The sequence below is a fragment of the Micromonospora sp. NPDC005205 genome (assembly GCF_040608275.1).
GTDB lineage: Bacteria > Actinomycetota > Actinomycetes > Mycobacteriales > Micromonosporaceae > Micromonospora.
This window is the reverse complement of the sequence record NZ_JBEXHV010000011.1, coordinates 216,602-234,863: the sequence shown is the minus strand read 5'-3', so window position 1 is coordinate 234,863 and position 18,262 is coordinate 216,602. Positions and strand designations below refer to the sequence as shown.

Sequence of the window (18,262 nt, the reverse complement as noted above, 5' to 3'; positions counted from 1 at the left end):
GCCGGCTCCTTCGTGGATTTCGTTCTCACCACGACCGTACGAATCATCAGCACTGTGAGAAAGTAGGTACCTTAAAGTGCCTAGGGCACCAAAGGAGGAAAGATGGCGACGTCGACCGCGGCGCAACGCCGTGACCAGGCGAAACGTGACTACGACGCGTTCCTTGACCAGTGCCCGACCCGTGAGCTGCTGAGCAGACTCACCGACAAGTGGGTCGCCCTGGTGATCCCAGCGCTCGTCCACGGCCCGCAGCGGCACGGCGAGCTCGCCCAGCGCATCGCCGGCGTCAGCCAGAAGATGCTCACCCAGACCCTGCGCACCCTGGAGCGTGACGGACTGGTCACCCGCACCGTCACCGCCTCGGTGCCGGTCCGTGTCGACTACGAGCTCACCCCGCTCGGCCATGAACTGTTCCCGGTCATGATCGCGATCAAGGACTGGGCCGAGTCGCACATGGACCGCGTCTTCGAAGCCCGGACCCGATACGACGCACGCGCCTGAGATCCCGCGACGCCGATTGCGTCAGAAACCGCCGCAACGTGTCCGCCCGGAGCTGCCTGGTGCGGGCCGCCACGGCCACGGCCACGGCCACACCGGACATCGGTCTGGTGGGGCCGTTGATGCACCGACGGCTCGCCAGATTTGTCGCTGGCGGGGGCTAGGGTTCGCGCCGTGGACGACACCTCGACGGCCCGGCAGGCCGCCCACGCCTACGTTGATCTCGTGGAGCGCCGCGACTGGTCCGGGTTGGCCGCCCTGCTCACGGATGACGTGGTCTACGAGATGCCGCAGACTCGGGAGCGCGTTCGCGGCAAGGACGCGTTCCTGCGGTTCAACAGCGAGTATCCCGGTGACTGGCACCTGCGGCCGCGACGGGTGATCGCCGATGGTCGTCTCGCTGCCCTGCTGCTCGACGTTCGCGTCGGCGGCGAGCAGCAGGACGCGTGCGTCTGGCTTGAGATGTCCGGGCAGGGGCTGATCAGCAAGATCATCGACTACTGGCCGGAACCGTACGACCCGCCACCGGGCCGGGAACACCTCGTGGAGCGTTGGTGATCGTGGCAGTTACAGCAGGTGGGTGCGGAGGAACTCCAGCTCCAGGGGGAGTAGCCGCTCGGCGGTGCCGTTCGCGGCCATGTGCGTAGCCCCGGTCAGCGGCAGCACGGCGTGCGGTCGGCCGGTGCTCAACAGGGCAGCCGAGAGCCGGAGGGTGTGCGCGGCCACCACGTTGTCGTCCGCCATGCCGTGCACCAGCAGCAACGGGCGGGCGTGTTCCGGGCTGGTGACCGGCTCGGCGGCCAACTCGACCAGCGAATGGTGCGCGTAGATGTCCTGGCCGTCTTCCGGCAACCCCAGATAACGCTCGGTGTACGCGGTGTCGTACAGCGCCCAGTCGGTCACCGGGGCACCCGCGATCCCGCACCGGAACAGCTCCGGGTGACGCAGCACCGCCAAGCCGGCCAGCCACCCGCCGAACGACCAACCGCGCACGCCCACCCGTCCCAGGTCCAGGTCCGGGTGCTTGCCGGCGAGCGCGGTGAGCGCGTCGATCTGGTCGGTCAGGATCACGTCGGCGACCCGCCGGTGGATCGCCTTCTCGAACGACGGCGCGACGCCCGGCGTACCCCGGTTGTCGATGGTGACCACCGCGAACCCGGCGTCGGCCCACCACTGCCGCTCCAACCACGCGGCCCGGGCCGCCACGACCTCCTGGTGCCCCGGGCCGCCGTAGATGTCCAACAGCACCGGCAGCCGCCGGCCCGTCACGTGGTTGTCCGGGTAGAGCACCGCCGCCGGCAGCCGCCGGTCGGTCACCCGTTCGAGCAGCGGCAGCGGAGAGTACGGCGGGGCGGCGGCGAACGAGCGCAACTCCGCGATCTCCTGATCGCCGCGACGCACCGTCCAGCGCACCCCGGCGTGATCAAGCGACGCGACCCCGACGGCCAGCACGTCCCCGCCGACGGCGGCGGTGTACCAGCCGGAGTCGGTGGTGATTCGACGCGCGTCCACCCCACCGCCGATGGTGGTGCGGACCCGGAACAGGTGCCGCTCGCTCGGCTCGCCGTCGCTCGCCTCCACCAGCAGGTCGGCCGGGCCGGTGGCGGCCGGCAGCCGACCCACCACCCGTCGTACGTACAGCGACGGCGGGGTGAGCAGGGTGCCGTCCGCGAACAGGCACCGGGCGTCGTACCCGTCGTGGGCCAGTTCCCCACCGACCAGTACGCGGCCGTCCGGCAGGTGCGCGGGGGTGCCGGCGATCGGTTCGACCCAGCGCGGATCGGCCAGCTCGGCGTGCACCTGCGTCTCACCTGTGCGCGGGTCGACCGCCAGCACCAGGCCGTGCTGCTGCGAACGGCGCAGCACGGTGATCAACGGAGTGCCCTCACCCCAGCTCACCCCGGTCAGGTACGGGTAGGTCTCCCGGTCCCAGTGCACGTCGACCCAGCCGTCGTCCAGGTCCAGCAGGTGCAGGCTGACCTCCGCGTTCGGCCCACCGGCCCGGGGGTACGCGACGGCTGTCGGCGGGCTCGCCGGCTCGGCCGGGTCGTGCAGGTGCCACCGCTCCAGGCGGGACTCGTCGACCCGGGCGGCGAGCACCGAACGGCTGTCCGGCGACCACCAGTACCCCCGGAACCGGCCGAACTCCTCCGCCGCGATGTGCTCGGCCAGCCCCCAGCTCACCCCGGCGTCCTCGCCGGCCAGCAGGGTGTCGGTGCCGTCGGGGTCGATCACCCGCAGTTCGCCCCGACGCACCCCTTCGGCGGCGTCCGTCACGTACGCCAGCCGCTGCCCGCTCGGGTCCGGACGTGGGTCCAGCACCGGGCCGACGGTCGCCACCTCCACCACGTCGCCGTGCACCAGATCGGCCCGGAACAACCGCCCGGCCAGCGCGAACACCGCAACCCGGCCGGCCGCGTCCAACGCGTACGAGCCGATGCCGGCGGCGCTGAGCCGCAGCCGTTCGCGGAGCGCGCGTTCGCCGGGGGAGAGGGAGCGGACGTCCCCGCCCTCGCCCAGCAGGGTCGCCGGATCGGCGACCAGCCGCTCCTCGCCGGTGCCCACGTCCAACAGCCAGAGCGCGTCCGCCGGATCCTCGGGGCCGGCGGAGCGCAGGAAGATCACCCGGGAGCCGTCCTCAGCCACCGAGACAGCGCGTGGCGCGCCGTGGCTGAACCGGCGGGTGCGGGCGGCCAGCTCCGGAAAGTCCACACGCCAAATCGTAGAGCGGGAGCGGGGGTGATGTGGCCGACCTGGGCGGACGCGTCAGCGTTGGCTGGGCCGAACCGCCAGTTAGAGTGACCGTCGTGACGATGCTGCCCGACCGCCGCCTGCTGCTGGTCCACGCGCACCCCGACGACGAGTCGATCGGCACCGGCTCGACGATGGCCCACTACGCCGCCGACGGCGCGCACGTCACGCTGGTGACCTGCACGCTCGGCGAGGAGGGCGAGATCCACGTGCCAGCGCTGGCGCAGCTCGCCGCCGCCGAGGCCGACCAGCTCGGCGGGTACCGGTTGGCCGAGCTGGCCGCCGCGTGCGCCGCGCTCGGCGTCAGCGACCACCGTTTCCTCGGCGGCGCCGGCCGCTACCGTGACTCCGGGATGATGGGGCTCGCGACGAACGAGCACCCCCGGGCGTTCTGGCAGGCCGACCTCGACGAGGCCGCCGGGCACCTCGTGGAGATCCTGCGAGAGGTACGCCCGCAGGTGCTCGTCACGTACGACCCGAACGGCTTCTACGGCCACCCCGACCACATCCAGGCGCACCGGGTGGCCATGCGCGCCGTCGAGCTGGCCGCCGGGGAGGGCTGCGCCCCGCTCAAGGTCTACTGGACGGCCCTGCCGCTCAGCGTCCTGGAGGCCGGCATGACGCATTTCGCCGAGTCGTCCGACAATCCGTTCGGCGGCATCGAGGACATCGCCGACCTGCCCTTCGGCACCCCGGACGCCCAGATCGCCGCCCGGATCGACGGCACCGACCAGCACACGGCCAAGGAGGCCGCGATGCGGGCGCACGCCACCCAGATCCCGGCCAACTCGTGGCTCTACTCGATCGCCGGCAACTTCGGTGGCGAGTTCATGGGCGTGGAGTTCTTCACCCTCGCGCTGGGTGAGAAGGGCCCCGGCGCCGGGCCGTACGGCTGGGAGGACGACCTCTTCGCCGGCCTGCCCGCGGAGACCGCCCCGGACCGGTCCCCGGTCGCGGCGGCGGGTTCCCGGTGACCCTGCCGGCCGCACCGATGACGGTCGTGGAGGACCAGCAAGCCCCGCCCCCGGCGGGGCCACCGCCGCGCCTGCTGGACCTGGGCGTCCGGCTGGTCGGTGGGATCGTCGTGGTCCTCGCTGGTGTGCTGACCGGCGTACTGGAGCTGCTGCTCGCCACGCTCCGCGTCGGCGGGCAACTGGTCGGCGTGTCGGTGCTCCTCGCCATCGGCGCCAACATCCTGCTGAGCTGGTTCGCGTACGAGGCGGTCGGCCGTCGCTGGGCGGTGGCGCTGCCGGCGGTGCCGTGGTTCGCGCTGATGGCGGTCGCCGCCATCCGAACCAACGAGGGAGACCTGTTGCTGGCCGGCGACAACTGGGTCGGGCTCGCGATGATCGTGGCCGGCGCGATGACCTTCGCGGTGATGGGCTTCCGGCAGATCCTCGCCCCACAGCCGACCATGCTCGGCGGCTGACGCCGGGCTGGTTCCGGCCGCTGCGGGGTGATGACGGCTCCCAGGTAAGAGTGGTAGATATTCCTGCCAGGGATGCGAACCCCGCGACGGGGCGTACGGCAGGAGGGTCCGACGATGGACAAGCGGTGGCGTGACCTCGGGGTGCTCGTTGCAGCGCTGTTCGCGGTCAACGTGGTCGCCCGACTGATCATCCGGCTCGGCTTCGACGGTGACGACACCGCCGCCGACCGGGTGTCGCTGGCGATGTTCACGGTGATCGGCCTGATCCTGGCCGTGGTCGCCTTCCGTTGGGGTCGTCGCCGACCGCTGGCGGGCTGGGCCGCCGACATGGCCCTCGTGGTGCCGGTGGCGTTGCTGCTGACAGTGCTGGTCGGGCCCCTGCTGGTCGGTCACGACCCGTTCGCCGGCGGCGCGGGGACGTTCTTCGCCCAGATCTGGCTCTACCTGCTCGCCAGCGGCGCCGGCTTGCTGATCGGCTATCTGGTGCTCACCGCGCTCGGCCGTGACTACCGCTCTCAGCAGCTCAAGCGGTACGCCGAGGTCAAGGCCGCGAAGCCCCGCCGGGTCGTCCGCCGCTGACACCGCCGGCTCGACGCGCCTCGCGAGTCAGTTCGGGGCGACCCGGGTCAGGTAGGTGTGGTGGGTGACGAAGCCGAGCCGCTGGTAGAGCGCGACCGCCGCCGCGTTGCGCTGCTCGACCTGGAGGAACGCGTGCGTCGCGCCACCTGACACGCCCCAGCTGATCAGCTCGTGGATCACGCGGCGGGCCAACCCCTGACGGCGGACCGCCGGTACCACCTCGATCAGGCTGAGGCCCAACCAGCGCCCCTGGCCGGTCACGGTGCCGCGGCCGACGGCCACCAGGGCGTTGTCGGCGTACACGTGGGCGAAGCGGACCTGGCCCACGGCGGTGAGGACGTGTCGGGCGGCGTCCGGCAGGCCGCCCTTGCGGCCGGCGGCGATGGCCAGCCATTCGTCGCTGGGCGCGGTGGCCAGATCGACGACCGCACTGCCCCACCCGTCGGCCTGGCCGCTGGCGGGCGTCGACGCCGGCACTGGCAGCGGCGCGGTCTGCACCAGCGTCGGCGGGCGGGTGCCCCAGCCGCGGTCGTCCAGTTCGGCGCCGACCGGGGCGGCGAGGGGCAGCGGCGTGTTGATCAAGGCGGGTTGCCCTCGCTCGGCGTACCAACGCTCCACGGCGTCGACCGCGGCGGCCAGTGGTCGGTCCGGGTCGCCGATCGGCAGCGCCGAGTTGGCGCGCCCGGTCCAGCCCTCGGCCGACCGGAGCAGCCAGTCACCCAGTCGGCCCCGGATCGGTGCGGGCCAGGCCTCGTCGGCGGCCCGTTCCAGCGCCACGACCGCCGCGGCGGTCGGCCGACGGGTCGGCGGGACGCGCTTGGCGCGGTGGACCTGCGCCACCGGGACCCGAAGCGGCCCCTGCGCGGTGGCCAGCGTGAGATGAGTCTCGCTCAGCTCGACCAGCTCGCCGAGGGCATCGGAAAATTGCGGGCGGCCCTCGCGAATCCCCACAATCCGGCGGACCACGATTCGGTGTCCCACATCCTGCTGTCGGAGCACGATCGACCCCCTCCCCGGCGAGATACTAGGCTCTTACCGTCGCGGGAGATCGCGGCGAGTCTTGCGGAGGAGAAGACCGGTGACCTACATCATCGCCGAGCCGTGCGTAGATGTGCTCGACAAGGCATGCATCGAGGAGTGCCCGGTCGACTGCATTTACGAGGGCAATCGGATGCTCTACATCCACCCCGACGAGTGCGTCGACTGTGGTGCCTGTGAGCCCGTCTGCCCTGTAGAGGCGATCTTCTACGAGGACGACGTCCCGGAGCAGTGGAAGGACTACACCGGCGCGAACTACGAGTTCTTCGAGGACCTGGGCTCGCCCGGTGGCGCCTCGAAGGTCGGCAAGGTGGAGAAGGACGCCACCTTCGTCGCCGCGCAGCCGCCGCGCGGCGAGGGCCACTGAACCGGCCCGCGCCGGTCTCGTCGCGGCTGCCCGAGTTCACCTGGGACACCCTGGACGCCGCGGCCACGTTGGCCGCGGCGCATCCGGAGGGCCTGATCAACCTCTCCATGGGTACGCCGGTCGACCCGGTGCCCGAGGTGATCCGGCGGGCGTTGGCTGACGCGTCCGACGCTCCCGGTTACCCGCTGACCGCCGGCACCCCGGCGTTGCGGGCCGCCATCGCGGCGTGGGTGTCCCGGGCCTGTGGCGCCGGCGTCGACGGTCTCGGTGTGCTGCCGACCATCGGCTCGAAGGAGCTGGTGGCCTGGCTGCCCACGCTGCTCGGCATCGGCCCGGGTGACGTGGTGGTGGTGCCGTCGGTCGCGTACCCCACCTACGAGGATGGCGCCCGGCTGGCCGGTGCCACAGTCGTCCGTGCCGACTCGCTCACGGCGGTCGGGCCAACCTCGCGGGTTCGCCTGGTCTGGGTCAACTCGCCCGGCAACCCGACCGGCCGGGTGCTGCCCGCGGCGCACCTGCGCAAGGTGGTCGACTGGGCCCGCGAACGTGGCGCGGTGGTCGCGAGTGACGAGTGCTACCTGCCCCTGGGCTGGTCGGCCGACCCGGTCTCGGTGTTGTCTCCGCAGGTCAGCGGCGGCAGTTACGCCGGTGTGCTCGCTGTGCACTCGCTATCCAAGCGTTCCAACCTGGCCGGCTACCGGGCCGGTTTCGTCGCCGGTGACCAGGCGCTCGTCGCCGAGCTGCTGAAGGTCCGCAAGCACGCCGGCATGATCGTGCCCGCGCCGGTGCAGGCGGCCATGGTCGCCGCGCTGGGGGACGAGCGACACGCCGAGGAGCAGCGGGAGCGTTACCGCGCCCGGCGGGAGGTGCTCGCCGCGGCGTTCACCGGTGCCGGGTTCACCGTCGAACACTCCGAGGCGGGCCTCTACCTCTGGCTCACCCGAGGTGAGGACTGCTGGGACACGGTCGACTGGCTGGCTCGGCGGGGCATCCTGGTCGCCGCCGGCATCTTCTACGGCCCCACCGCCGGGCAGCACGTCCGCGTTGCGCTGACCGAGTCCGACGAGCATGTCGCGGCGGTCGCCGGCCGGCTGCGGGCCTGACCCCGGGCGGCCGGCGATGACCGACGGCACGACCGGGCGGTACGCCGGGGTGCGAGCAGCGGTGATCGGTACTGGCCTGATCGGCGGTTCGGCGCTGTTACGCCTGGCCGAGGCCGGCCTGGACGTCGTCGGATGGGATCCCGACCCGGCGACCCGGGAGCGGGCCCAGGACCGGGGAGTGGTCGCCCCGGCCACGATCGAGCAGGCCGTGGCCGGGCGGGACGTGGTGTTCCTCTGCGGCCCGCTGCCCACTCTTGCGGGCACCCTGGCCCTGGTGGCCGAGCTGACCGCGCCCGGCTGCGTGCTCACCGACGTCGGCAGCACCAAGGTCGAGGTGGCCGAGGCGGCCGACCGACTCGGGCTCACCGACCGGTTCGTCCCCGGGCACCCCATGGCCGGTGCGGAGTCCGCCGGTCTGACCGCCGCCTCGCCGACCCTGCTGGCGGGTGCCGCCTGGGTGCTCTGCCCGGCGCCGGGCACCGCGACCGACGCCTTCCGCTGGCTGACCGGGCTGCTGGTGGAGCTGTTCGGAGCCCGGGTCGTGCCGATGTCCGCGTCGGCGCACGACTCGGCGGCCGCGCTCGCCTCGCACGTGCCGCACCTGCTGGCCGGCGCGCTGGCCGGGGCGACGCAGCGGGCGCCGCTGCGCGACGCGGTGCTGACGCTGGCGGCTGGCAGTTTCTCCGACGGCACGCGGGTCGCCGGCACACCGGCGGAGCGGACCGCGAACATGCTGCTCGGCAACCGCGACCGGGTCCTGCACGAGTTGGACGAGGTCCGCGCCTTCCTGGACGGGCTGGCCGCCGCCCTGCGGGCCGACGACGCGCCCGCGCTCATCGCCCGGTACGCCGAGGCGAGAGCGGCCCGGTCGGCGCTGTCGGGTCGGCGGTTGGCCGGTCAGACCCGGGAGTTCGCTGTCGACGGCGACCACGACGTCGAGGTGACCTGGCTGCGCGGGTTGGGCGACGTCGGCGGGCACCTGACCGGGTGTCAGGTCGACTCCGGGACGGTTTCCTACACCGCGTGGCTCCCCGTGGCTGACTAGGCTGACAGGCATGGCGATGGACGGCCCGGTGGTGCAGGTGCGCGGCGAGGTGACCCGGGAGGTGCCACCCGAGCTGGCCCGGTTCGCGGTCACGGTGACGGCCCGTGATCGGGATCGGGAGGCGACGTTGACTCAGCTCGCCGAGCGGGCCGCTGCCGTCCGGGTGCTGTTGGACGGTTCCGAGCCGGCGGTGGCCCGGCGGGAGACCGGCGATCTGTGGGTCCGGCCGCAGACCAAGCGCTCGGGCGAGCGTGTGGTGGGATGGCTCGGCAGCGTCACCACGACGGTCACGGTCACCGACTTCACCGCCCTCGGTGAGCTGATGCTCCGGCTGGCCGACCAGGACCAGGTCTCGGTGAGCGGTCCGTGGTGGGAGCTTCGTCCGGACAGCCCCGCGCACCGCGAGGCGCGACACGCCGCGATCCGCGACGCACTGCTGCGGGCCCGGGAGTACGCGGAGGCGCTCGGCGCCCGGGTCACCGCTCTGATCGAGCTGGCCGACACCGGCCCGGCGGACCGGCCGATGTTCGCCCGTGCGGCGTTCGCCGGGGGTGGCGGCGCGGGTGGTGGCCCGCCGGAGCTCGAGCTGGACCCGCAGCCGCAGACAGTGCAGGCGGCGGTGCAGGCGCGGTTCACCATCAGCGATCCGGTCCTCGACTGATGCCACCGGCCGAGGTGCTGTCCGTCGACGAGCTGGTGGGACGGGCGTTGTCGCTGGCTGAGGCCGGCCCACGGCAACTGCTCGGCATCGCCGGGGCGCCCGGCGCGGGGAAGTCCACGCTGGCCGAGTTGATCGTGCGCGAGGTCGGGCCGACCGCCCGCCTGGTGCCGATGGACGGCTTCCACCTGGCCCAGTCGCAGCTGGACCGGCTGGGCCGCGCCGACCGTAAGGGCGCGGTGGACACCTTCGACGCCAATGGCTACGTCTCGATGCTGCGCCGGTTACGCCGCCTGGAGCCGACCTCGGTCCATGCGCCGGAGTTCCGGCGTGAGCTGGAGGAACCGGTGGCCGGGGCGATCGAGGTGCCGCCGTCGGTGCGGCTGGTGGTGACCGAGGGCAACTACCTGCTGCTGCCGGACGACCCGTGGCAGGAGATCCGGCCGCTGCTGCACGAGGCGTGGTTCCTGGACCTGGACGCCGAGCTGCGCCAGCGCCGGTTGACGGCCCGGCACGAGGCGTACGGTCGATCACCGGAGCAGGCGCGGGCCTGGGCGTTGGGCAGCGACGAGTCGAACGCGGCCCTCATCACCCCCACCGCCGACCGGGCCGATCTGGTGGTCCGCCTGTCGGAGCCCCCGGCGGCCTGACCCGTCGGAGCGGCCTGAGCGTCCGGGCCGGACTCGGCTTGACCGGCCGTCGAGGGCCGCCGCAGTCAGTCCAGTTCGCGGACCGGCCGGGCCGGGTTGCCGACGGCCACCACGTTGGCCGGTAGGTCCCGGGTGACCACCGCGCCCGCGCCGACGACGGTGTTCGCGCCGATCGTCACGCCGGCCAGCACGATCGCGCCACCGCCGAGCCACACGTTGTCGCCGATGGTGATCGGCTTGGCCGCCTCCCACTTGTCCCGTCGCGGACCGGGCTCGACCGGATGCGTCGGGGTGAGCAGTTGGACGTTCGGTCCGATCTGGACGTCGGCGCCGATGGTGATCGGTGCGACGTCGAGGAAGACGCACTGGTAGTTGACGAAGCTGCGGGGGCCGATCCGGATCTGCCAGCCGTAGTCGCAGTAGAACGGTGGGCGGATCCAGGTGTCCTCGCCGAGTTCGCCGAGGAGTTCACCCAGTGCCGCGATCCGGGCCTGCGGATCGGCCGCGGGAGTGGTGTTGAAGCGCTCCATCAGCCGGGCGGCCCGGTCCAGATCCGCGATGATTTCGGGATCGTCGGCGATGTATGGCTCGCCGACGAGCATCCTGTCCTTCATGGAGGTCACCGCCCGATCATGCCGGCCGGTTCGTCGGCTCGTGGCGGGTCCGTCACTTTCTGGCCTTCTTTTTACATACTCGGTATGCAATTCTGGGTTGTCAATGTGACTCCATCCATCAAGACGCTTGACCAGGAGGATCCGTTGCACCAGGGAAGAAGATTGGCCGCTCTCGGCCTCGTGTTCGCGCTGGCGCTCTCCGCGCCGGCTCCCGCCTCAGCCACTGCCGCCGCGCCCGCCCCACCGGGCGGCACCGACAAACAGTCCACTCCGGGTGGACCCATCGCCAACCGCTCGACCACCGTCACGCTGATCACCGGTGACCGGGTCACAGTCACCGCGTCCGGTGCCTCGGTCCGGCGCGGCGCCGGCCGCGAGGACGTGCAGTTCCTGGTCCAGCGCGAGCGCGGACGCCTCACCGTGACGCCGACGGACGCGCTGCCGTTGCTGCGCTCCGGCCGGGTGGACCGGCGACTCTTCGACATCACCGGGCTGGTCGAGGCGGGTTACGACGACACCAGGCGCAGCACCCTGCCGCTGCTGGTGTCGTACGGCTCGACGGGGACCGCCCGGCGTGCCCCGGCCGCCCTGCCCGGCACGCGGCTGACCCGCGACCTGCCGGTGATCCGCGGTGCCGCCCTGAACAGCGACAAGTCGTCCCTCGGCGCGGTGTGGGCGACTCTCGCCACCGGTCCCGCTGGGGCCCGGCTCGACGCGGCGGGGGGCGTCGAGCGGATCTGGCTGGATGGGCGTCGACAGGTAAGCCTCGACCACAGCGTGCCGCAGATCGGCGCGCCCGCCGCCTGGGCGGCCGGGTTCACCGGCGCCGGAGTGTCAGTCGCGGTGCTGGACACCGGCGTCGACGCGACCCACCCGGACCTGGCGGGCAAGGTGGCCGAGGCGCGCAACTTCACGGAGGCCACCGACGCTCGCGACACTGTCGGCCACGGCACCCACGTGGCCTCGACGATCGCGGGCTCCGGCGCGGCCTCCGACGGCAAGTACCGGGGCGTGGCACCGGACGCGACGCTGTTGGACGGCAAGGTCTGCGAGGACAACGGCTGCCCCGACTCGGCGATCCTCGCCGGCATGCAGTGGGCCGCTGTCGAGAAGAAGGCCGCAGTGATCAACATGAGCCTCGGCGGCTGGGACACCCCGGAGGTCGACCCGCTGGAGGAGGCGGTGCAGACCCTGACCGCGCAGACCGGCACGCTCTTCGTTCTCGCCGCGGGCAACGACGGCTCGGACGGCTCGGTCGGCTCCCCGGCCAGCGCCGACGCCGGGCTCGCAGTGGGCGCGGTGGACCGCGACGACGAACTGGCCGACTTCTCCAGCCGGGGCCCGCGAGTCGGCGACGACGCGCTGAAGCCGGACATCACCGCGCCCGGCGTCGACATCGTCGCCGCCCGGTCCGCCAACGGCGTCATCGGTGATCCGGTGGGGGACCGCTACGTCACGCTCTCCGGCACCTCGATGGCCACCCCGCACGTGGCCGGGTCGGCCGCGCTGCTGGCCCAGCAGCACCCCGGATGGCGCGCTGACCGGCTCAAGGCCACCCTGATGGCAGCCGCCAAGCCGCACCCGGACCAGACCGCCTACCAGCAGGGTGCCGGGCGGGTCGATGTCGCACACGCCATCACCCAGCAGCTCACCACCGACCCGGTGAGCGTCTCGTTCGGGCGCACGCTCTGGCCGCACACTGACGACGTTCCGATCACCCGCACGGTGACCTGGCGCAACGACGGTCCGGCCCCGGTCACCGTGGACCTGAGCATCGAGGGCGCCGGCCCCGGCGGTCGGGCGCTGCCGGTCGGTCTCTTCCAGTTGGGCGCCGACCAACTCACAGTGCCGGCAGGTGGCACGGCCGCCACGACCGTCACCACTGACACCCGGGTCGGCGACGCCGACGGTTACTGGACCGGGCGGATCGTGGCCCGTTCCGGTGCTGCGGTAGCTGTCACTCCGCTGGCCGTGAACCGGGAGGTGGAGAGCTACACGCTCACAGTGGAGCACCTGAACCGTGCCGGCGCGCGTACCGCGGACCACTGGACGTCACTGGTGGGATTGGACACCTTCGGCTTCTGGGACGTCGTCAGTTCCGACGGGGTGGCCACCGTGCGGGTGCCCAAGGGCCACTACGGCCTGACCGGCCTCGTCTTCGAGCCTGGGCCGGAAGATGAGCAGCGCGGGATGTCCCTGTTGGCGCAGCCCGAACTGACTGTCGATCAGGACACTCGGATCGTCGTGGACGCTCGCCGGGCCAGGCCGGTACGGACGACCGTGCCGGACCGGACCGCCGTTCCGCAACTGATCGACCTCAGCGGCAACTTCACCGCCGACGACGGCAGTGGGTACGGGGTCGGGCTCTGGGCGGAGACGTTCACCGGCCTGACCAGCGGTCAGATCGGCAAGCCGGTCAGCGCCGACAAGTTCGTCGCAACCGTCAGCAGCAACTGGACCACGCCGGAGGCGGACAAGAGCCCGTACCTGTACGCGTTGGCCGAGGCGATCCCTGGCCGGATGCCCACCGGGTTCGTCCGCGACTACACCCGGCGGGACCTGGCCACCGTCGTGCACAAGTTCCGCGGTGGCCACCCGGGCACGGTGGCCGAGCGGCTCGTGTTCCCCGAGCTGGAGTACAACGTCGGCTATTCCGCTGTGGTCCTGCCCACCGTCGTGCCCGGCCAGCGGGTCGAGTACTACAACACCAGGAACGTGAAGTGGGAATCCGAAATCTACTTCGGAACGGTGGACGAGGAAGGCTGGTTGAACCCGAACGCGGCGCTCTTCTCCGTCCCCACCGCCTACCGGGCAGGCCGGACGGTCCAGGAGATCTGGAACCAGGCGCCGTACTCACCGTCCTTCCCGAAACCGCGCTGGCCGCACCAGAGCGTCTCCCGGGTCGGCGACACCATCCTGGCCGATGTGCCGATGTACAGCGACGCGGCCGGACACCCCGGCGCCTCGCTGACCGACAGTGAGCACACCAAGCTCTGGCGCAACGGCAAGCTGGTCGGCGAGAGCGAGTACGCCGGCTACGGGGAGTTCACAGTGCCACCGGGTGCTGCGGACTACCGGCTCGTCACGTCGGCGAAGCGGAGCTTCACCGACCTGAGCACCGATGTGGAATCCAGCTGGACCTTCCGGTCGAGGCACGTCGCCGGTGAGACGCCGGCCCGGCTGCCCCTGTCGGCGGTGCGCTTCGCGCCGCCGTTGCGGGTCGACAACAGTGCTCCGGCCGGTCAGGGCTTCGTCGTACCGGTACGGGTGCAGCGGCAGCCTGGCGCAGCGGCCAGCCGGGTGGAGAAGCTCACCGTCGACGTCTCCTACGACGGCGGGAAGACCTGGGGCAGGGCGAAGCTGGTCCGCACCTCGACCGAGGGCTGGTCGGCCCTGTTGCGGCATCCGGCCGGCGCCGGCCACGTGTCGCTGCGGGCCACCGCCCGGGACACCGCCGGCAACACGGTGACCCAACGGATCATCCAGGCGTACCGGTTGCGCTGAGGCGTACCCCGTCCGGGTCCGCGGCCGAGCGCCGCGGACCCGGCGGGGCCGTCAGTCGTTGGCGTGCAGGGCCGCGTTCAGCTCGATGCCCCGCCCGGTGCGCGGCCGGGCCTCCAGCCCACCGGTGACCGAGTTGCGCCAGAACAGCAGGCCGTCGACGCCGGACAGCTCCCGAGCCTTGACCACCCGGCCGTCAGGGAGCGTGATCTTCGACGCGGCGGTGATGTAGCAGCCGGCCTCGACCACGCAGTCGTCGCCGAGCGAGATCCCGACGCCGGCGTTCGCACCGACCAGGCTGCGCTCACCGATGCTGATCTTGTCGGTGCCGCCGCCGGAGAGGGTGCCCATGATGGAGGCCCCGCCACCGATGTCGGAACCGTCGCCGACCAGCACGCCCTGCACGATTCGGCCTTCGACCATCGAGGTGCCGACGGTGCCGGCGTTGAAGTTCACGAAGCCCTCGTGCATCACCGTGGTGCCGGCGGCCAGGTGCGCGCCGAGACGGACCCGGTCGGCGTCGGCGATCCGCACACCGGAGGGCACCACGTAATCGGTCATCCGCGGGAACTTGTCCACCCCGTACACCGACAGGTGCCGGCCCGCCGCGCGCTCGATCACCCGCAGCTCGTCCACCCGCTCCGGGGGGCACGGCCCGGCGGACGTCCAGGCCACGTTGGCCAGCTTGCCGAAGATGCCGTCCAGGTTGAGCTGGTTGGGTCGCACCAGGCGGTGCGAGAGCAGGTGCAACCGGAGGTACGCGTCGGAGGCGTCCTTGATCGGGTCGTCCAACGAGCCGATCACGGTCACGACCTGCACGGTACGCAGGCCAGGCAGGGGCCGGTCACCGAGCGCGGCCGGCGGCAGGTCGAGCACGTCCGCCTTGTCCTCGCCGGCGACCAGCGGCAGCTCGCCCAGGCCCAGCTTGCCGGTCGGGTACCAGGTGTCGAGCACCTGCTCGTCTGCGGTGACCGTAGCCAGGCCGATGCCCCAGGCGGAATCTGCGGACGTCACTGTTACACCTCTCGGTCACGGCCGGGCTGACCTCGGCTCGCTCCTCGCGCTGACAGACCTGAAGGTACCGTGCGAACCATGGAGAACCCGCTGACCCCCGAGGTCCTCGCCGATCCGGTGCAGCTGACCCGCGCTCTGGTCGACATAGAGTCCGTGTCCCTCAACGAGAAGGCGATCGCCGACTGTGTCGAAGAGGTGCTGCGGGCCGTACCGCACCTGACCACCCACCGGCACGGCAACACGGTGATGGCCCGTACCGACCTCGGTCGGTCGCAGCGTGTCGTGCTGGCCGGGCACCTCGACACGGTGCCGTTGAACAACAACTTCCCGTCGACGATGCGCGGCGACCTGATGTACGGCTGCGGCACCTCCGACATGAAGTCCGGCACCGCGTACGCGCTGCACCTGGCGGTGACGCTGCCCGAGCCGCGCTACGACGTGACGTACTTCTTCTACGAGGCCGAGGAGATCGAGTCCAAGTACAACGGGCTCAACCTCGTCGCCCAGGCATTCCCGGAGTGGTTGCAGGCGGACTTCGCCGTGCTGCTGGAGCCGACGTACGGAATCGTCGAGGCGGGCTGCCAGGGCACCATGCGCTCGGTGGTCACCACGACCGGCGTACGCGCCCACTCGGCGCGCTCCTGGCACGGGGTCAACGCCATCCACGCCGCCGGCGAGGTGCTGCGACGCCTCCAGACGTACGAGGCGCGCCGGGTCACCATCGACGGCTGCGACTACCGCGAGGGCATGAACGCGGTGCGGATCAACGGTGGGGTGGCCGGCAACGTGGTCCCCGACCTGTGTGAGGTCGAGGTCAACTACCGGTTCGCCCCGGACCGCACCCCGGCCGAGGCGGAGGCGCACCTGCGTGAGGTGTTCGCCGGCTTCGAGCTGAAAGTCACCGACACTGCTGCCGGTGCCGCGCCCGGGCTCGACGCGGCCCCCGCGAAGGAGTTCCTGGCGGCGGTCGGCGCCGCGCCGATCGGCAAGCTGGGCTGGACCGACGTGGCCCGGTTCGCGGCGATGGGCATTCCCGCGCTGAACTTCGGCCCGGGCGACCCGAACCTCGCCCACCACCCCGACGAGCACGTCGAGATCAGCAAGATCCGCGACGGCGCGGCAACCTTGCACCGCTGGCTAGCCCCAGCCTGACCCGCCCTGCCCCTGCCCCTGCCCCGATCCTGCCCCGGTCCCGCCGGAGCGCCCGGTGATCAAGAGGTTTGCGTCAGCCTGGCCCGTTGTCGGCGACGCAAACCTCTTGATCGGCTCCGGACGGGGTGGGGGAGATGGGGATCGGGTTCTGCTGGCGGGTGCGGCGGCGTTCGGCCACCACGTCTCGGATCCGTCGCTGCATCTGGCGACGAATCCGGATCATCTCGCTGTTACTGATCACGCTGTCTCCTCCCCCGAAGGCGCGCGCCGGGGCATACCCGGTATGTGAATAGTAAGACGTACGGGAGCGCCGAATAGTTGCCCATGATCCCGAACAATTTCTCGGCGTCCCCGCCCCGCGCACCCGGGCGGTGCTGCTCCACTACGGTTGCCCCATGAGCCAGAGCAACGGGCGGGAGGCCGGTCGCGGTCCCGGACAGGAGCGGCATCGCGGTGCGGTCACCCTGCGTAGAGGGGCGATCCCGAGCAGCACCGCCGACCAGCGACTGCTTGATTCACGGGGGCGCGGCGACTGGAAGACCAAGGACGCCTGGCGCGCGCTGCGCATCCTCGCCGAGTTCGTCGAGGGTTTCGACACCCTCGCCGACGTGCCGTCAGCGGTCAGCGTCTTCGGCTCGGCGCGCAGCGCGCCGGACAGCGCCGAGTGCCAGTTGGCCGAGCAGTTGGGCGGTGCGCTGGCCCGAGCCGGCTACGCGGTGATCACCGGAGGTGGGCCCGGCGTGATGGAGGCCGCCAACCGGGGCGCCAGCGAGGCCAATGGGCTCTCCGTGGGGCTCGGCATCGAGCTTCCGTTCGAGCAGGGCATCAACGACTGGGTCGACCTGGCCATCGACTTCCGCTACTTCTTCGCCCGCAAGACGATGTTCGTCAAGTACGCCCAGGCGTTCGTCGTACTGCCCGGCGGGTTCGGCACGATGGACGAGCTGTTCGAGGCGCTCACCCTGGTGCAGACCGGCAAGGTCACCCGGTTCCCGGTGGTGCTCATGGGCGTCGCCTACTGGCAGGGCCTGCTGGACTGGCTGCGCGACACGATGGCCGCCACCGGCAAGATCGGGCCGGTGGACCTGGACCTGATCTGCCTCACCGACGACGTCAACGAGGCGGTCCGGTACATCGTCGCGTCGGAGGCCGCTCTCTCCGCCGAGCAGGAGGCGGTCCGCGAGGAGGCCGTCGCCCGCGCCGGCGCAGACCAGCAGGCGGCAGCCGAACAGGCTCGGGACCACGACTGATGGCGGCGATCTGCGTCTTCTGCGCCTCCTCTCGTACCCTCGATCAGCGCTGGTTGGACCTGGCCGCCGAGACCGGCGCGGAGCTGGCCCGGCGCGGGCACACGCTGGTCAGCGGTGGTGGCTGCGTCGGCATGATGGGCGCGCTGGCGGACGGCGCCCGATCGGCCGGCGGGCGCACCGTCGGCGTGATCCCGCAGTCGCTGGTCGACCTGGAGGTCGCCGACCTGGCCTCGGACGAGCTGCTGGTGACCGACTCGATGGCCAGCCGCAAGACCCTGATGATCGACAAGTCGGACGCCTTCCTCACCCTGCCCGGCGGGCTGGGCACCCTGGACGAGTTGTTCGAGGTCTGGACCACCGCCACCCTCGCCCAGCACACCAAGCCGATGGTGCTGATCGACACCGACGGGTTCTACCGCCCCCTGCTGGACTGGCTCGACGCGCTGGCCGACCAGACCTTCCTCAAGCCCGCCGGTCGCGACCTCCTGACGGTCACCACCACCGTCACCGAGGCCCTCGACGTCCTGGAATCCCACCTGACCTGACCGCCCCACCCCCGCCCGCCCCACCCCCGCCCGCCCTCGGCCCGCCCGGCTCTCGGTCCGCCCCCGGT

At 71.9% G+C, this 18,262-nt stretch carries 19 protein-coding genes; 14 read left to right on the top strand and 5 right to left on the bottom strand.

From position 1 onward, the window contains the following. Window positions 1-102 precede the first annotated feature (102 nt). Window positions 103-501, top strand: coding sequence for a helix-turn-helix domain-containing protein (locus ABZU43_RS21360; protein WP_355008217.1), 399 nt, complete (start codon window positions 103-105; stop codon window positions 499-501). A 141-nt stretch (window positions 502-642) separates the two neighbouring features. Then, window positions 643-1,056 carry a nuclear transport factor 2 family protein gene (locus tag ABZU43_RS21355; RefSeq protein ID WP_355008216.1) on the top strand — a complete coding sequence of 138 codons (414 nt, stop codon included), beginning with the start codon at window positions 643-645 and terminating at the stop codon, window positions 1,054-1,056. A gap of 9 nt (window positions 1,057-1,065) precedes the next feature. Here the strand turns inward: ABZU43_RS21355 and ABZU43_RS21350 are convergent, their stop codons facing one another. Next, on the bottom strand, window positions 1,066-3,210 hold the full coding sequence (locus tag ABZU43_RS21350; protein ID WP_355008215.1) for a prolyl oligopeptidase family serine peptidase: 2,145 nt from the start codon (window positions 3,208-3,210) through the stop codon (window positions 1,066-1,068). A gap of 86 nt (window positions 3,211-3,296) precedes the next feature. On the opposite strand from ABZU43_RS21350, the gene mshB reads away from it, so the two are divergent. The 3 genes from mshB (at window position 3,297) to ABZU43_RS21335 (ending at window position 5,257) form a co-directional block, all read left to right on the top strand. Beyond that, on the top strand, window positions 3,297-4,223 hold the full coding sequence (gene mshB, locus ABZU43_RS21345; RefSeq protein ID WP_355008214.1) for an N-acetyl-1-D-myo-inositol-2-amino-2-deoxy-alpha-D-glucopyranoside deacetylase: 927 nt from the start codon (window positions 3,297-3,299) through the stop codon (window positions 4,221-4,223). A 17-nt stretch (window positions 4,224-4,240) separates the two neighbouring features. Next, the gene (locus tag ABZU43_RS21340; RefSeq protein WP_355008213.1) at window positions 4,241-4,678 is read left to right on the top strand and encodes a hypothetical protein; all 438 of its coding nucleotides are present in this window, start codon (window positions 4,241-4,243) and stop codon (window positions 4,676-4,678) included. A 114-nt stretch (window positions 4,679-4,792) separates the two neighbouring features. Then, entirely contained in the window at window positions 4,793-5,257 is a 465-nt protein-coding gene (locus ABZU43_RS21335) for a hypothetical protein (protein ID WP_355008212.1), read from the top strand. A gap of 27 nt (window positions 5,258-5,284) precedes the next feature. Here the strand turns inward: ABZU43_RS21335 and ABZU43_RS21330 are convergent, their stop codons facing one another. Next, a complete protein-coding gene (locus ABZU43_RS21330; RefSeq protein ID WP_355008211.1) occupies window positions 5,285-6,256 on the bottom strand; it encodes a GNAT family N-acetyltransferase in 972 nt (323 codons plus the stop codon). Between the two features lie 79 nt (window positions 6,257-6,335). On the opposite strand from ABZU43_RS21330, the gene fdxA reads away from it, so the two are divergent. The 5 genes from fdxA to ABZU43_RS21305 are packed head-to-tail and all read left to right on the top strand — an operon-like array spanning window position 6,336 to window position 10,118. Next, window positions 6,336-6,662, top strand: a complete 327-nt coding sequence (fdxA, locus tag ABZU43_RS21325; RefSeq protein ID WP_030490464.1) for a ferredoxin — start codon at window positions 6,336-6,338, stop codon at window positions 6,660-6,662. Further along, window positions 6,659-7,765 carry a succinyldiaminopimelate transaminase gene (gene dapC, locus ABZU43_RS21320; RefSeq protein WP_355008246.1) on the top strand — a complete coding sequence of 369 codons (1,107 nt, stop codon included), beginning with the start codon at window positions 6,659-6,661 and terminating at the stop codon, window positions 7,763-7,765. The genes fdxA and dapC overlap by 4 nt, the downstream gene beginning before the upstream one ends. 16 nt (window positions 7,766-7,781) lie before the next feature. Then, a complete protein-coding gene (locus ABZU43_RS21315; protein WP_355008210.1) occupies window positions 7,782-8,810 on the top strand; it encodes a prephenate dehydrogenase/arogenate dehydrogenase family protein in 1,029 nt (342 codons plus the stop codon). Between the two features lie 10 nt (window positions 8,811-8,820). Continuing rightward, entirely contained in the window at window positions 8,821-9,471 is a 651-nt protein-coding gene (locus tag ABZU43_RS21310) for an SIMPL domain-containing protein (RefSeq protein ID WP_355008209.1), read from the top strand. Then, entirely contained in the window at window positions 9,471-10,118 is a 648-nt protein-coding gene (locus ABZU43_RS21305; RefSeq protein ID WP_355008208.1) for a nucleoside/nucleotide kinase family protein, read from the top strand. Before ABZU43_RS21310 ends, ABZU43_RS21305 begins: the two co-directional genes overlap by 1 nt. 65 nt (window positions 10,119-10,183) lie before the next feature. Here ABZU43_RS21305 and ABZU43_RS21300 read toward each other — a convergent pair whose 3' ends face one another. Continuing rightward, entirely contained in the window at window positions 10,184-10,741 is a 558-nt protein-coding gene (locus ABZU43_RS21300) for a sugar O-acetyltransferase (protein ID WP_355008207.1), read from the bottom strand. Between the two features lie 75 nt (window positions 10,742-10,816). Between ABZU43_RS21300 and ABZU43_RS21295 the strand changes: the two genes are divergently transcribed. After that, the gene (locus ABZU43_RS21295; protein WP_355008206.1) at window positions 10,817-14,236 is read left to right on the top strand and encodes a S8 family serine peptidase; all 3,420 of its coding nucleotides are present in this window, start codon (window positions 10,817-10,819) and stop codon (window positions 14,234-14,236) included. A gap of 51 nt (window positions 14,237-14,287) precedes the next feature. Here the strand turns inward: ABZU43_RS21295 and dapD are convergent, their stop codons facing one another. After that, on the bottom strand, window positions 14,288-15,247 hold the full coding sequence (dapD, locus tag ABZU43_RS21290; protein ID WP_355008205.1) for a 2,3,4,5-tetrahydropyridine-2,6-dicarboxylate N-succinyltransferase: 960 nt from the start codon (window positions 15,245-15,247) through the stop codon (window positions 14,288-14,290). Window positions 15,248-15,325: 78 nt separating this feature from the next. Here dapD and dapE point away from each other — a divergent pair, with 78 nt between their 5' ends. Continuing rightward, on the top strand, window positions 15,326-16,399 hold the full coding sequence (gene dapE / locus ABZU43_RS21285; RefSeq protein WP_355008204.1) for a succinyl-diaminopimelate desuccinylase: 1,074 nt from the start codon (window positions 15,326-15,328) through the stop codon (window positions 16,397-16,399). A gap of 73 nt (window positions 16,400-16,472) precedes the next feature. Here dapE and ABZU43_RS21280 read toward each other — a convergent pair whose 3' ends face one another. Continuing rightward, window positions 16,473-16,640 (bottom strand): hypothetical protein, encoded by a 168-nt coding sequence (locus tag ABZU43_RS21280; protein ID WP_355008203.1) that lies wholly within the window; start codon window positions 16,638-16,640, stop codon window positions 16,473-16,475. Between the two features lie 154 nt (window positions 16,641-16,794). Between ABZU43_RS21280 and ABZU43_RS21275 the strand changes: the two genes are divergently transcribed. Both ABZU43_RS21275 and ABZU43_RS21270 read left to right on the top strand, forming a co-directional pair. Further along, complete coding sequence (locus tag ABZU43_RS21275) at window positions 16,795-17,649, top strand: TIGR00730 family Rossman fold protein (protein ID WP_355008202.1); 855 nt, start codon at window positions 16,795-16,797, stop codon at window positions 17,647-17,649. Further along, window positions 17,649-18,194 (top strand): TIGR00730 family Rossman fold protein, encoded by a 546-nt coding sequence (locus tag ABZU43_RS21270; protein ID WP_355008201.1) that lies wholly within the window; start codon window positions 17,649-17,651, stop codon window positions 18,192-18,194. Before ABZU43_RS21275 ends, ABZU43_RS21270 begins: the two co-directional genes overlap by 1 nt. The last annotated feature ends 68 nt before the right edge of the window (window positions 18,195-18,262 follow it).